Here is a 13,536-nt window from a genome sequence, read left to right on the forward strand (position 1 = left end):
AAATATAAATAAAGCACGTGTAAAAGGCAATCATTAATCCGGTGCCGAAGTGGCGGAACTGGTAGACGCGCTAGGTTCAGGGTCTAGTGGGTGTACGCCCGTCGGGGTTCGAGTCCCCGCTTCGGCACCATTTTTCATTCTCCGCCAGGGAAAGACCTATCAAGAAGCAAAAGACCATAGAGGACATCAGGGCAGAAATCGACAAGCTTGACACCAGGATTGTCGATCTGCTCGGTAAAAGGGCCAGGCTCGCCTTTCAAATAGGCCGTTTAAAATTAAAAGAGTCTCTCAACTTCTATGACTCGAAGCGCGAGCAGGATATTTTAGAGCGGGTTACCGGGCTTAATAACGGCACGTTTCCGGAGAAGAGCCTGGTTTCCATCTTTCAAGAGATCTTTTTTGCCTGTCGTTCCGTTCAGCAAAAGGAAACAGTAGCTTATCTGGGGCCACGGGGCACTTTCAGTTATCTGGCGGCCTTGAAGTATTTCGGCAAAGAGCATCGTTTCCACCCCGCCATGTCCATTGAAGAAGTTTTTACAGAAGTGGCCAGAGACAGGTGCCAGTATGGTATCGTGCCTATTGAAAATTCGACCGAGGGCACGGTTAACCTGACATTGGATGCCCTGTATAAGTATGACCTGAGGATCTGCGGTGAGGTCTATCAGGAGGTTCAGCTTGATCTGGTCAACCAGTCCGGACAGATTGCCGATATAAAAGTTATATATTCGCATCCCCAGCCGTTGGCTCAATGCCGGCAGTGGTTGCGCGATAATATGCCGTCGATCCCTCTTAAGGAGGTTTCCAGCACGGCGGCGGCGGCCCAACAGGCGGCTGAAGATCGTGACGCGGCGGCCATCGCCCCGGATATAGCGGCCAGGCTGTACAAACTGCAGACAGCGGCCCGGCGGATTGAAGACTATGTGGGCAATACCACGCGTTTTGTGGTCCTTTCCAGGCAGAGTATGCCGCCGTCAGGCCGGGATAAGACCTCGGTCCTCTTTGGCGTGTCGGACCGGCCGGGCTCACTCGTGGAGATTTTACGTGTATTATCTGAGCGCAATATAAATATGAGTAAGATAGAGTCCCGTCCCAAGAAGGGAGAACCATGGCAGTATCTCTTCTTTGTTGACCTGGGGGGCCACTATAGCGACGAACCGGTACAAAAGGCGATGGAAAAGATGGCCCGGGAATGTTCTTATTTCAAATGGCTGGGTTCTTATCCCAGAGGGCGTGACGCCGGAAAGATTGACAGGGGATCGATTAGTAATTAATATAATTGCATGAAACCGGTCTATTTTAGTCAGAGCCATTTACATGTCGTGGATGAGGCCGTCAGCCTGGCTGAAGATATAGCCAGTGATTTTTTTAAGTTCTCTACCACGGACTGGAAGGCGGCCCCTTATGATGTCAGGACACGCAAGGACCTGGCAGAGGAAGAGATAGTTTCCGGTGTCTTCGCCCAGGTGATGCGATACCGGCAGGACCCCTCCAGGTCTCCTTCCGGGATAGGGTGGTATGAGTATTACAAGATCTGTCTGCACGATCATGAGATACTCAATGCCCTGGACAGGGAGAAAGCGGTCGCCCTTTTCCCTTTAGTCCTCTATGTCGTCACCCACGAACTGGTGCATATCGCCCGTTTCAGGCGTTTCCTGCACAGTTTTTATGCCTCGGGAGAAGAGAAGGCGGGTGAAGAAAAGAGGGTGCACCAGATTACGTTTGATATTTTGCGAAAGGTACGTATATCCGGGCTGGAACCGGTTTTAAAATGTTATCAACATCATTGTATAGCACACGATGTTAAGGAGGTGTGAACAGAGTGCCTATTTACGAGTATCAATGCCAATCCTGTGGTAAGGTCACCGAGGCCTGGCAGAAACTTTCCGATGCCTCTCTGGCTGTCTGCCCCCATTGCTCCGGCCGGCTAAAGAAGGTGATCTCTTGCAGCTCTTTCCATTTAAAGGGAAGCGGCTGGTATGTAACCGACTATGCCGGGCATAATGCCGGCAATGCAAGTCCCAAGGAAAATACATCTGATAAGCCCTCCTCTGACAAGCCCTCTCCGGCAAAGGAGTAGAAAGGCAACGGGGTTTGCCTTTCTACTCCCCGATCAATTTCGGATTTGAGATGCGGCTGCAAGACATCATAGGCCTATCCGGCCGTAAACTGGCGGTAATCAGCCTCCTTTATTTTGCCGAAGGCGTCCCTTTCGGCCTTATCAATAACGCCCTCTCGGTCTATTTTCGTTCCAACCAAATGAGCCTGGAGAATATCGGATTGCTCAGCCTGGTAGGCCTGGCCTGGAGTCTGAAGCTCCTGTGGGCCCCCCTGGTGGATCGTTTCGGAAAGAGACACTACTGGATGGTGCCCGCCCAGATGACTATCGGTCTCGCTGTCCTGGCCCTCCGGCAGATTGACCCCGCTCAACCCGGCATTTTTCTGTGGGCGGTTATGGGGGTTATGGCCCTGGCCGCGGCCACGCAAGACATAGCCATAGATGCCTATACCATTGACATCCTGGAAGAAGGGGAACTGGGGGTGGCCAATGGTATCCGGAGCGGCGCCTATCGTGTTGCGCTTATCCTCTCCGGCGGCGGTGTCGTGGCCGTGAGCGCCTTTATCGGCTGGGATGGGGCGTTTATCGGCCTTTTCATACTTATGGCGGCGGTAGCGGCCTTGGTATTTTTCTGGCCCGGTTGTCATCAGGAACGTGAAAGGGCACATCCGGCCGGGCAGGCAGGGATAATCGATTCCTGGACATTGCCCTTACGGGGCATCCTGAACAGACCGAATTTTTTCGTTCTGGCGCTTTTTATCCTGCTCTTTAAGGTCGGAGACGCCATGATGGGGCCGATGATCAGCCCTTTCTGGGTGGACCGGGGGTTCACCCGGATAGAGATCGGCCTTATTTCCGGGACGTTAGCGCCTATCGCCAGCATAGTTGGTTCGATTATGGGCGGGTGGCTGACTACCCTGTGGGGGATCGGCCGGGCCATCTGGGCGCTCGGGGCATTACAGGCTGTTTCCAACCTGGGTTATGCCTATGCGGCCTTGGCCACCGGCAGCAAGTTTGCCGTCTATGGGGCGTCACTGGTGGAGAGTTTTACCGGCGGGCTGGGCACTGCCGCCTTTCTGGCCTTCCTGATGAGGCTTTGCGATAAAAGATTCAGCGCCACCCATTACGCCTTTTTCAGCACCATATTCGGCTTCAGCCGGGTGATAGCCGGGGCGCTGAGCGGTTTTGGCGCCGCGCGCCTCGGTTACGCCCCGTTTTTTCTCCTGACCTTTTTTGCGGCCTGCCCGGCTTTTTTTCTGTTACCATGGGTACTGCCGATGGTACAACAAGGTGAGAAATACAGGAACAGATAAGAACTAACAGATGACACTAATTTGTCTGATCGTTCTTGACATTACCCTGCCATTCCCTTACCATCTGAACCATGGGTTGGATATAAACGCTTTTTATATAATGTTTTGTTCTCATGACTGAATAGCGAAGGAACTTTCGGTGAGCAAAAAAGAACTCACACAATTCTGGCTTGATTCATCTGATGACAATTATCGATCCATGCAAGCCATGTTTAATGCCGGGGAATATATGTGGGCGTTATTCGTCGGACACCTGGTTATCGAGAAACTATTAAAGGCATATTATGTGAAAACAGTAGGAAGAGAAATCCCCAGAACACATGATCTTTACAAGCTCGCCATTAAAGCCGGGTTAGACCTGTCAGAAGCCCAGAAGGACTCCTTGCAATATATTACCCTTTTTAATATTGAGACGCGATATGAAGACTATAAAAGGGATTTTTACAAAAAATGCACAAGAGAGTTTGCAGAGAAAAATCTCGAGAAAATAAAGGAGTTGGCAGCTTGGCTAAGAGAAAAGATAAAAAATTGATATACGAGTCCATAGAAAGATACGTTGAAGAGCTGAGAAAAAGAGACGTTGATATCCTTGCTGCTTATCTGTTCGGTTCATATGCCAAAGGCATGGCCACGGAATGGAGTGACATAGATGTGGCTCTCCTGACGAGGCAGTTCATAGGGGACAGTTTTGATTTCAAGTTTCTCCTTATGAAAATAGCCCGCGAGATAGATTTCAATATCGAACCCCATCCGTATCTGGTGGATGAGTTTAACGAAGATAATCCTTTGGCCGCAGAAGTGATAAGAACCGGGGAGAGGGTGGTTTGACATCCGCAGAGGGGCGACCTGACCGGGTTCCGGCCTTTTCTGATCTTATACCTTTTCGCATTACAGACACAATTTGAAGAAGATTTACGAAATAAGCCAGCATCCACCACGCAAAATCAGGCGGTTAACGCGCTTTTATCTTTTTACCTGAAGGATAACGTATGAAGGGCACGACCTATCCGGCCGAGGCCGGTATGGAATCTTCGGAAGGGCCGGTTTTAGAGAAGGGGCTGCTGGCAGGGAGGCGCATAAAGTATGTCCTCCTGGACATGGATGGGACGTTGCTGGATTTATATTTTGACGACTATTTCTGGGGGCATCTGGTGCCCGAGAAATATGCGGAAAGACATGGCATAACCTTTGGCCGGGCCGTGGATAAGCTGACGAAGAGATACGGTCATCATAAGGGCACGCTCAACTGGGCAGACGTGGACTTCTGGTCGGAAGAGCTTGACCTGGACATTCCGGCGCTGAAAGAACAGATCAAACATCTCATCGAGGTCCATCCCCATGTCGAGGCCTTTCTCAGGAAGCTGAAAGGCTCTGAAAGAAAAGTCTTTCTGGTTACCGATGCCCACTACAAGGTGCTGGATTTAAAGATGAAAAAGACCAGGTTGGGCGGATATTTTGATGCCTGCATCACCTCTTTTGAGATAGGATACCCCAAGGAAGATCTGAGATTCTGGTACCGGCTGTATGAAAAATTGGCCTTTGATAAGCAGGACACCCTGTTCGTTGATGACACGGAACGGATACTGAAGACGGCCCAGGAATTCGGGATAGGATACGTGGTCTATAAAACCGGGGCGAATTCAAGGAAGGAGCCCTCTGTATCAAGGCATTTCCCGGCGATAACCGATTTTAGAGAACTGCTGTGGTAAGAGCAACCCCTGCCGTATATCGATAAAATCCACGGCCCCTGGCCCGGCCTTATTCTTCCTGGATGGGAGATCCCCAATGCCCCCCCTGTTACCATGGGTACTGCCGGCGGTAAAGGGAGAAAAAGTTGATAGGGGCTAGATTTGCAAAGTTACATAAGGTAGTCCGCAGTGCCGTGACGGGAATAGAAGGTGTTCAGAGGGAGACGAAGTGGAATACTTCTTGCTTGACATAAGCATCTGATCCCCTGTAAGCTTTCTCTCGACGCTAAGCATCCATCAGGAGAAGTTAAGCTGAGCAAGGAAGATATAGCGATAACCAAAAGGCTGATAGAAGTCGGTAAGGTAGTTGATATTATGGCTGAAATGGCAAGCGATTTTGAAATACGTAAAAAAGGGCTGAGTGTTTTATTTAAGAACCTCGGTGAGGTCGATGCTATAAGGTTCCTGTCCCAGATTACCTATGAAAAGAGAGACTATTTGAAACTTCAAGAGGAACTGTTTGAGGGAATGAGTGTAGAGGATATTTACAAGAAGGCAAAGGAATATTTTGAGAAGAAGGAACAGGAAAGGGTCTAGTTTTCATACAGAGGAAATTATATCACGCTATGCGACGGGTTGATCCTGCATATTCAACTATAAAATAGGCCGGGTATGAGGCTGGTTGAGACATGGTAAAGAGGCAGATGATATCCATTGCAGATACCGGTATCGCTAGGCTGGCTGAAGCTGCACAAGATCGTAGACCGGTGAGCGGTTTGACGCATGAATATTACCGCTATCCTGCTCGTTTTTCTCCGTGGTTTGTGCGTGCGGCGATTGAAGCGTTCACCCGGCCAGGCGATTTTGTCTACGATCCATTTATGGGCGGAGGAACAACGCTGGTTGAGGCAAGTGCTCTGGGGAGGAAGGCTGTTGGAACAGACATCAACAGATTAGCAGTGTTTGTCACAAGGGTGAAAACTACACCTCTTACAAATGCACAACTTGAATTGGCGGTTGGGTGGTTTGATGGGCTTGCCGATGCCCTGAACTTGCGAAAACCACCACAAAGGGCGGTAGATTGGATCAATCTCGGCTACCAGAAAAACATATCTGGTAAGACAACATGGCCGATTCGCAAACTTATGGAATTGGCTTTGTCTAAAGTCCAAGAAATCGCCGATGAACAAGTCCAAAATTTTATTCGTTGCGCCTTATTACGAACAGGCCAATGGGCACTTGACTGCAAAGAAACCATCCCTTGCGCTGAACAGTTCAGACGACAATTCTTTCAAACACTACAGCAGATGGTCAAAGCAGCGATAGAATATTATAATAAAATTAAAAATGCGACGGCTTTTACTGAGCACAATGGACTGCCGATTTCCAGATGTCTCCATTGCTCGGCGATGGACATTCATCGTTATTCAATATTCTCGGATTCGGAAAAGCCTTCCCTGATACTCACTTCCCCCCCATATCCAGGGGTTCACGCGTTATACCACAGATGGCAGGTTAAAGGCCGCCGTGAAACACCGGCCCCTTTCTGGATTGCCAATTGCTTGGATGGCAATGGCGCATCGTTCTATACGCTGGGAGATAGAAAGCAGCAGGATCTTAGAACCTATTTTGAGCAGATTCGATTGATTTTCAGGTCATTGGCCAAGGTCTCTTATTCACATACAATCATTGCTCAACTTGTTGCGTTTTCCTCTCCTTCATGGCAACTTCCCGAATACCTTTCCGCATTAAAGGAGGCCGGTTTCGTCGAGATTTTCGTTAAAGGATACAAGGATTCACCCGACGGCAGGATATGGCGTACTGTTCCTAATCGGAAATTCTATGCGGATCACAAGGGGGCAACAGCCGCAAGCAAAGAGGTCGTTCTCTTGCATCGCCCTTTTTAGCACCGCCATGACGGCCGATTATGTCGCTTCTCCTGATTCTTGAATCGGGCTCTCGTCTTCCACATTGAGGGAGCCAAGTGAGTCAATGATTGGCAACAGCACCGGGGCAATCGCTTTTGTAAATTTATCCACCATATCTTCAATGTTCCCATTTGACTCTTCGTCATCATTGTGGTCATCGTGCGATGTGTCCGCTTTCTTTTTGCTCTCAGTCTCTTCCCTAAGCAGGGCCAGTCCAATTAGCACCATCCCATACTTGAATCTTGCTTTGGCGATATCCGGTTGATGCTTACCTGTCTTCACTTCATGCTTAAGATACTGATTGTCCATGTTAATGAAGAAGTCATAGACGTCATGATCTTCTGCCCCATCATCCTTATCTCCGGCGGATCCGGCATTAATAATACGCAGCGCCGTGTACTTATCGAAAGGTGGCTTTTTGTTATCCCATTCGGGTTCATGGACTTCGGTAACCTGAGGCAGCGCGATGCCTGAAGGTATCTCGCGTTCATCGCCATTCTTGTCCGCCGGTGGTTTGCGCCTTGTTCCCAACTCTCCGTTCTTGGCTGCCGGTCCCATAACCTCTAACGTAAAACGATTCTCAAACGGATCAATTCGTGAGGGATCTGTAACGATAGCGAGGAACTCCAGATGATCGCCTGTACGGCAATCATCTGGTAACTGTAGGTTAAGACTTGCGATGCCGTTTTGCAGATGGATAAAATAGTTATCATGGGGAGTCTTGGCGTTTCCTGAAATCCGGGACAGGGAAAACTCCCCTGCTTCGATTTCGCGGCTGAAGTACTCGTTCTCTGCATCTGTTTCGAAGATTGTGCGGCAGCGCATGTTGATGTGGCATTCGCGTTGCAGGGTATGTCCGTAGTCCTTTCCCTTGAATTTGAAATAGGAGGGAAAGCGTTTTCCCGTAAATTGCCGTTCGGAACTCTGAGCCTGGATGGTTTTGAACGGTGTGGATATTCTTGTGCCTTTGAGGAACAGGTCCGACAGAGTGGGCGATTGCTTGAGCAAAGATTGGAGAATATCCTCAAGCGGCTTAGAGTCATCGAGTTTTGATTCGACTTCTTCTCTTCGCCTGCGTTCTTTTAGGGCGCGCAAGCCGCTATGATCTTTCAATAGTTTTTCCAGTTCGCCTTCTATGGCATCGCGGAGGGGGCCGCCGCTCAACCGATCGCGGCTATTCATGAAGAGGTCTTCTCGCGAACGACCGTCGAATCTACTGCAATCTATAACGACTAACAAGGAGTCGGCTAAGTAACTCAGGCCTGATCTGCGGAAAAAACCCTGAGTCAGATGGCCGTGAGTTTGCCCGTTCAGAACGAAAATAATCCCCTCATTCTTACGGTACGTTTCAGCCTTTCCTTTTTTGAATGCATATATGTTTGCCGTCATCTCCTGTCCCGACGCGCGAAGCGAGCATGAAGATGGAAAATCGTCTTCAAGATTCTGCGCTTTGTCGTCCTCGAGTCGCACGGTGAGACCTGTAAGAGTGGTTTCTGGACTACCGGAATGGCCTCCATAATCACGGTATTCATAGAAACGAATCGGGAGGGCAATTTCGGGAAGTAAAAGGTCCACGCGCCCCATAAGACCATCTTTCCTCAGAATGTGAGATCGGTTGGGGAGACTGTATTCGTAAAGTTTAATCAGGGTTCCCCATTTCGACTCTTTTTTGTAAGCATCCTTTCCATCTGGAAAGATCGGCATAGAATCAGAGGAAAAGCTGAGCACTTGACCTAGTTCTTCCCGAGTCTTGGGCGCAAGAAATGTATAGACGGAACTCCGGCGATTCCCAGAAGGATCTTCGCGCCGAACGACCGTGAACCCCCAATGGGTATCGGCGGGATGTGTGGTATTCCCATTAAGTATCTGTGGATTTCGGCGGCTGAGTACAAATTGAAGATTATGTCGCCCGCAAAATTTAAGGACGCCGGTTCCTCCCATGTTGAACTTTCCCTGAACAAAAGGAATCCGGAGTTTGTTGGACTTGTTCAGTGAAAGAAGGGTATCTGGCATCATCTGGGGGGTTTGACCTTCGCCGCAATCTGCAATGGTGAAACTCGGGTTCTTTGGCGGCTTACTTCCTGTTGCACACAAAGTAATGCCCCGTGCCACTTCCGTTCTCTGTGAATTACTCCATTCGCGAATGCGACCGGCAATCCTGCTGTTTGGCTTACTCGACTCTTCGAAGAAAGAGGCAACTGCTGCACGTATAGACTGTGGCGCATTATCTCCCTCTAGGTCGATTCTTCTTACCAACGCCTCATTCATGAGGCGTGCATCCACGGCATTGACAAGTTTTTCAACCAAGGCAGCATCTGGACGTGCTTGCTGGTTACCAATGGTGTTGAAGTTGTTCTCATAGTCTCCGTAATAACGCCATACACTTGAGTCATCCCAATATCCAACCTTTTTCAGGAGTTGAATCACCTCTTCCTCTGTATCCGCGCGCATTAATGAAAGGCAGAGTTTTTTTGCCTGCTGATCCGTCATGACCGTATCCTCCTTTTCGCAGTGTTCATCTGGTTTCAGCATAGTCTTGTCCGGAATCCGTGATTGAATATGTCACCCGAACCCCGTTTCGTACTCGTGTTATCAACCCTAAATCTGCCATGCGGGAGAGTGCGCCGGAACGCTGGGAGGCGAGGAAAGAGGGGCTGAGCGAGCGGCTGGAATCGGTGGGTACGAGAGGACGCAGGGCTTCATCCAGTTTTTCCGGCGTATCGGCCCCTTCGCGGACAGCGTTCAGCAGCGTTCGGAACACAAAGTCCTCCACGGGCACGAATACCCGGATATGATTCAGCAGGAAAGTAACCTCTTCCTGTGAGAATTTCTGCGTCGGTTCTCCCTGCGCTCCATCCAGGATAGGATTGCCGAGCCGAGCAAGGCACAGGCCTGGAGCGGTGAGCAGCAGACGCGACGGCTCTCCCGTTGCCAGAGCGACCAGCTTGTAATCGCACAGCAGACCAAAGAGTTGACCATGGCTGTTCACGCTGCCGACGAACTGATTTGCATAGCGAGCGCGGCTTTTTTCGGCTTCCGATCCGCTGCGTGGAAATGCGGTGGAAAGGGCATCGTCGCGTCCGATCTTGTATCGGCGGTCGTGAGCGGTCAGGTAGTCGCCCAGAAGGGCGGCCGCTTCGGCAATCCGAGAGGCCGCGGATTCCAGGGAAACGCCTCCCTTATGCGCGGCGGCCATACGGGCAAGGGCGCGGCAATTGGCTTTGGCGGGAAGCAACTTGTTGTACTGGCCGAAAAGCCAGTGGTCGAGCGTGACCGTCTTCCCGGCGTTTGATTCGTCCTTATCCTTATGGGCCTCCATGGTAACTATGGAAAGATCGCCAACCCCGTCGAGAAGGAAAACGTCCGGGATGCGCGAGCGTTTTCCTTCGGCGGGAGGATAGTGAGCGTCCGGCGTCTGTTGTGGGCGGGACGCGGCGGGCGACCTCTTAGTCGAAGCAGGTTTTGCCGTTTCTCGTTTAGGGGGAAGCCCGGCGGAGAGGGGTGAAAACTCGTTTCCAATGACAAGAGCGCCTTTCATGGCTACTTCCCGATCCAGCAACCAGAGATTGGAGATAGCGACGGCGATCAGTTCACTGTAGTCTTTATACTGATCCTTGCCTAAAAGACTGTCCATCTTTCGCTTGGTCTCTGTATCACAGTTAAAGCAGACAATCATGATTTTTTCTCCTGCTCGATCAATTTTATGTATACAGTAATACAGTATATTAAAATATGTCAATAGAAAATTTCGAGAGTGCACGGTAAAGCAGGCCCTTCAGGTGGGAGGCAGCATTGGGGATGTCTATAAATTATAACTTACTTTCGATGGTTAACTCATGCCTGAAAAAGGAATTTTTAGACAGGTTGGAGGGCGATGTTCAGGCGCTTGGCGGCGCCGGAGATAGAAACTCATCCAGTCTCTCCAGAAGCGTGAATGCGTCTTTATCAAACCTGGAAAAGGCGAACCATTTTTTGCCCAGGTCTTTTAAGGATGCGCCGAAATGATAAACGGTTTTGCCGTCAATGATTAAAAATCTATCGTGTGAGTTGTTAAATTCCTTAACCGTAATCGCCGGGTATTGCTCGTTATATTTTTTTACGTCCAGAGCAAGCTGTTTGGAAATGGTCTTGGTGAGAACGGTAATCCGCACTTTCTTGTTGGCTTTGGAAAGCAACGTCAAGACGCCATCATCAATATAATTATCAATCACAATCATTGATTTCCTTGCAGTGCGAATCAGATCGGAAACAAACTGATAGGCATCAAAAATCTGTCCGTCAAAAAAGATGCCCTGCTTTGGTCTTATGCTTCGTTCTTCAATGGCATTGAAAATCTGTTCAAATTTATGGTCAGTCTCTGCCTTGTGCTCGATCTGTTTTCTTTCCACTGCATCCAGACGTTGAAATACCTCTGCATTAGAGGCCAAAAACCGGCGCATGGCAACAAAGGCATTGATAATTTGAATGCTTATCTGAACAGCTTTCGCGCTTTTCAGAACCCCGGAAAGCATCGCCACCCCTTGTTCCGTAAAAACGTAGGGGAGATACCTTCGGCCTCCCTGACTATTTAAGGTCGCAAATTGCGACCTTATGTTTTGCTCATTTTTTGAGGTGCCAATTTGGAACCTCAAATGGTTTTCGTTTTCTAAGGTCACAATTTGTGACCTTAGAACATTGTTCTCTTCTGTGGTAAGCTGGAAGCTGAATTCCTGCGGGAATCTTTCAATATTTCTTTTGACCGCTCGGTTTAAGACTTTCGTTCCCACACCGTAGATTTTTGCCAGGTCGCTATCCATCATGACTTGAACACCGCGTATGGTATAGATGCGGCTTTTAATGTCGTCATTCTTCATGATTGCATGTTCAGCCATTGATTTTCACCTTCCGCAAATTTTCAATAATCAGGGCATTGAGCCGCACTTCTTCTTTAATTTGCTCTTCCAGTTCCGTCTTGAGCTTTCCAAACCGTTCGGCAAAATCAAAATCATCCTCATCTTCCGGCAGGCCGATGTAGCGGCCCGGAGTGAGCACATAATCTTTTTCTCTGATTTCATCGAGAGTTACTGATTTACAGAAGCCGGGAACATCTTCATAGTGATTGCTTTTGCTGCGCCAGTGGTGGTAGGTGCCCGTAATTTTCGCAATGTCTTCATCGGTAAAATCTTTTGTCCGGCGGTTAATGAGATAACCGCGATTGCGGGCGTCGATAAACAAAACTCTATCAAGGCGGCCTTCTTTTTTACGCGACAAGAACCAGAGACAGGCAGGTATCTGCGTATTCAGAAAGAGTTTTGCCGGAAGGTTGACAATACAGTCAAGCAGTCCGGCTTCGATAATGGCTTTGCGTGTTTCGCCTTCACCGTTGGTTTTGGAAGTAAGAGAACCCTTGGCGAGAACAAAGCCTGCCATGCCTTTTGACGACATGTGATAGATAAGGTGTTGAATCCATGCATAGTTGGCATTACCTGCCGGCGGTATCCCGTATTTCCAGCGGGCGTCATCTTTTAAGAGATCACCTGACCAGTCGGAATCGTTGAACGGCGGATTGGCAATGATGAAGTCGGCCTTCAGGTCTTTGTGCGCGTCATTCAGAAACGAGCCCTCATTGTTCCATTTGATGTTGGAGCTGTCGATCCCGCGAATGGCAAGGTTCATTTTGGCAAGACGCCAGGTGGTCTGGTTGGACTCCTGCCCGTAAATGGAAATCAGGTCGGCAGGATTGAGGCTGACGCCCTTGCCTTTCTTTTTATAGTGGTCCTGGTGAGCGGTAATAAACTTCTCACTCTGAACAAACATACCGCCAGACCCGCAGCAAGGGTCGAAAACGCGGCCTTCATAAGGTTCAAGCATTTCAACCAGCAGCTTGACAACGCTTCTGGGAGTGTAGAACTGACCGCCCTTTTTCCCCTCGGCAAGCGCGAATTGCCCGAGGAAATATTCATACACCTGGCCGAGCACATCCTTGCTTTGTGCTTCTTCGGTGCCGAGCGCAATCGTGCCGACAAGGTCGATGAGCCCGCCAAGACTTGCCCGGTCAAGGTTCTGCCGTGCGTAAACCTTGGGAAGAACGCCCTTAAGAGAAGGGTTCCGGCGTTCTATGGCTTCCATGGCTTCATCAACATATCCGCCAATATCTACTTTTTTACCATTATCGAGAAGGATTTCGGTCTTCTTGGCGTTATCGGAAATGGGTTTCCATCGGGCGACAGGCGGGACAAAGAAAACCTTTTCAGCGGTGTATTCGTTCGGGTCTTCCGGGTCAGCCCCTTCGTATTCGCCCTTACCCTTTACAAGTTTAGAATGCAGGACTTCAAAGGCATCGGATATGTATTTCAGAAAAATCAGACCGAGCACCACATGCTTATACTCCGCAGCATCCATATTTTTACGAAGTTTATCCGCAGATTGCCAGAGTGTCGCCTCGATGGATTCCTGTTTGTTATTCTTCCTGCCTGCTTGCTTGACTTTAGGCATTATGTCTCCGTTCTGAATTTCTGTTTTTACACCCGCTTAGGACGAGCGGGCGCTCTTAGGGGCACTTACTTCATTCT

The 13,536-nt window shown here is 49.4% G+C and carries 13 protein-coding genes and 1 tRNA gene; 10 read left to right on the forward strand and 4 right to left on the reverse strand.

The window, feature by feature from the left end:
- The first annotated feature begins 43 nt into the window (after positions 1-43).
- The 10 genes from PHT49_02805 to PHT49_02850 all read left to right on the forward strand — a co-directional run bounded on the left by PHT49_02805 (position 44) and on the right by PHT49_02850 (position 6,964).
- Positions 44-130: transfer RNA gene (locus tag PHT49_02805), tRNA-Leu, on the forward strand.
- A complete protein-coding gene (pheA, locus tag PHT49_02810; GenBank protein MDD5450811.1) occupies positions 87-1,271 on the forward strand; it encodes a prephenate dehydratase in 1,185 nt (394 codons plus the stop codon). The genes PHT49_02805 and pheA overlap by 44 nt, the downstream gene beginning before the upstream one ends.
- A gap of 9 nt (positions 1,272-1,280) precedes the next feature.
- Complete coding sequence (locus PHT49_02815) at positions 1,281-1,814, forward strand: hypothetical protein (GenBank protein MDD5450812.1); 534 nt, start codon at positions 1,281-1,283, stop codon at positions 1,812-1,814.
- A 5-nt stretch (positions 1,815-1,819) separates the two neighbouring features.
- The gene (locus tag PHT49_02820; GenBank protein ID MDD5450813.1) at positions 1,820-2,077 is read left to right on the forward strand and encodes a zinc ribbon domain-containing protein; all 258 of its coding nucleotides are present in this window, start codon (positions 1,820-1,822) and stop codon (positions 2,075-2,077) included.
- A gap of 50 nt (positions 2,078-2,127) precedes the next feature.
- Positions 2,128-3,369, forward strand: coding sequence for an MFS transporter (locus PHT49_02825; GenBank protein ID MDD5450814.1), 1,242 nt, complete (start codon positions 2,128-2,130; stop codon positions 3,367-3,369).
- A 139-nt stretch (positions 3,370-3,508) separates the two neighbouring features.
- Positions 3,509-3,901: a HEPN domain-containing protein gene (locus tag PHT49_02830; protein ID MDD5450815.1), complete on the forward strand. Its 393-nt coding sequence runs from the start codon at positions 3,509-3,511 to the stop codon at positions 3,899-3,901.
- The gene (locus PHT49_02835) at positions 3,874-4,197 is read left to right on the forward strand and encodes a nucleotidyltransferase domain-containing protein (protein MDD5450816.1); all 324 of its coding nucleotides are present in this window, start codon (positions 3,874-3,876) and stop codon (positions 4,195-4,197) included. The genes PHT49_02830 and PHT49_02835 overlap by 28 nt, the downstream gene beginning before the upstream one ends.
- 161 nt (positions 4,198-4,358) lie before the next feature.
- Positions 4,359-5,078 (forward strand): HAD-IA family hydrolase, encoded by a 720-nt coding sequence (locus tag PHT49_02840; protein MDD5450817.1) that lies wholly within the window; start codon positions 4,359-4,361, stop codon positions 5,076-5,078.
- Positions 5,079-5,432: 354 nt separating this feature from the next.
- Positions 5,433-5,654: a hypothetical protein gene (locus tag PHT49_02845; GenBank protein ID MDD5450818.1), complete on the forward strand. Its 222-nt coding sequence runs from the start codon at positions 5,433-5,435 to the stop codon at positions 5,652-5,654.
- Positions 5,655-5,746: 92 nt separating this feature from the next.
- A complete protein-coding gene (locus tag PHT49_02850; GenBank protein MDD5450819.1) occupies positions 5,747-6,964 on the forward strand; it encodes a DNA methyltransferase in 1,218 nt (405 codons plus the stop codon).
- 18 nt (positions 6,965-6,982) lie between these two features.
- On the opposite strand, the gene PHT49_02855 is transcribed toward PHT49_02850, so the two are convergent.
- The 4 genes from PHT49_02855 to PHT49_02870 form a co-directional block, all read right to left on the reverse strand.
- On the reverse strand, positions 6,983-9,517 hold the full coding sequence (locus PHT49_02855; protein MDD5450820.1) for a hypothetical protein: 2,535 nt from the start codon (positions 9,515-9,517) through the stop codon (positions 6,983-6,985).
- Positions 9,501-10,661: a hypothetical protein gene (locus PHT49_02860; protein MDD5450821.1), complete on the reverse strand. Its 1,161-nt coding sequence runs from the start codon at positions 10,659-10,661 to the stop codon at positions 9,501-9,503. Before PHT49_02860 ends, PHT49_02855 begins: the two co-directional genes overlap by 17 nt.
- Positions 10,662-10,863: 202 nt before the next feature.
- Positions 10,864-11,856 carry an ORF6N domain-containing protein gene (locus tag PHT49_02865; GenBank protein MDD5450822.1) on the reverse strand — a complete coding sequence of 331 codons (993 nt, stop codon included), beginning with the start codon at positions 11,854-11,856 and terminating at the stop codon, positions 10,864-10,866.
- The gene (locus PHT49_02870) at positions 11,849-13,459 is read right to left on the reverse strand and encodes a class I SAM-dependent DNA methyltransferase (protein MDD5450823.1); all 1,611 of its coding nucleotides are present in this window, start codon (positions 13,457-13,459) and stop codon (positions 11,849-11,851) included. Before PHT49_02870 ends, PHT49_02865 begins: the two co-directional genes overlap by 8 nt.
- Between the last annotated feature and the right edge of the window lie 77 nt (positions 13,460-13,536).

This window comes from Desulfovibrionales bacterium, assembly GCA_028715605.1.
Lineage (GTDB): Bacteria > Desulfobacterota > QYQD01 > QYQD01 > QYQD01 > QYQD01.

Excerpts from the sequence above, each read along its gene's own strand:
- PHT49_02815 (MDD5450812.1), top strand. The coding sequence starts at position 1,281 with ATGAAACCGGTCTATTTTAGTCAGAGCCATTTACATGTCGTGGATGAG.
- PHT49_02825 (MDD5450814.1), top strand. The coding sequence starts at position 2,128 with ATGCGGCTGCAAGACATCATAGGCCTATCCGGCCGTAAACTGGCGGTA.
- PHT49_02840 (MDD5450817.1), top strand. The coding sequence starts at position 4,359 with ATGAAGGGCACGACCTATCCGGCCGAGGCCGGTATGGAATCTTCGGAA.
- PHT49_02845 (MDD5450818.1), top strand. The coding sequence starts at position 5,433 with ATGGCTGAAATGGCAAGCGATTTTGAAATACGTAAAAAAGGGCTGAGT.
- PHT49_02850 (MDD5450819.1), top strand. The coding sequence starts at position 5,747 with ATGGTAAAGAGGCAGATGATATCCATTGCAGATACCGGTATCGCTAGG.
- PHT49_02855 (MDD5450820.1), bottom strand. The coding sequence starts at position 9,517 with ATGCTGAAACCAGATGAACACTGCGAAAAGGAGGATACGGTCATGACG.
- PHT49_02860 (MDD5450821.1), bottom strand. The coding sequence starts at position 10,661 with ATGATTGTCTGCTTTAACTGTGATACAGAGACCAAGCGAAAGATGGAC.
- PHT49_02865 (MDD5450822.1), bottom strand. The coding sequence starts at position 11,856 with ATGGCTGAACATGCAATCATGAAGAATGACGACATTAAAAGCCGCATC.
- PHT49_02870 (MDD5450823.1), bottom strand. The coding sequence starts at position 13,459 with ATGCCTAAAGTCAAGCAAGCAGGCAGGAAGAATAACAAACAGGAATCC.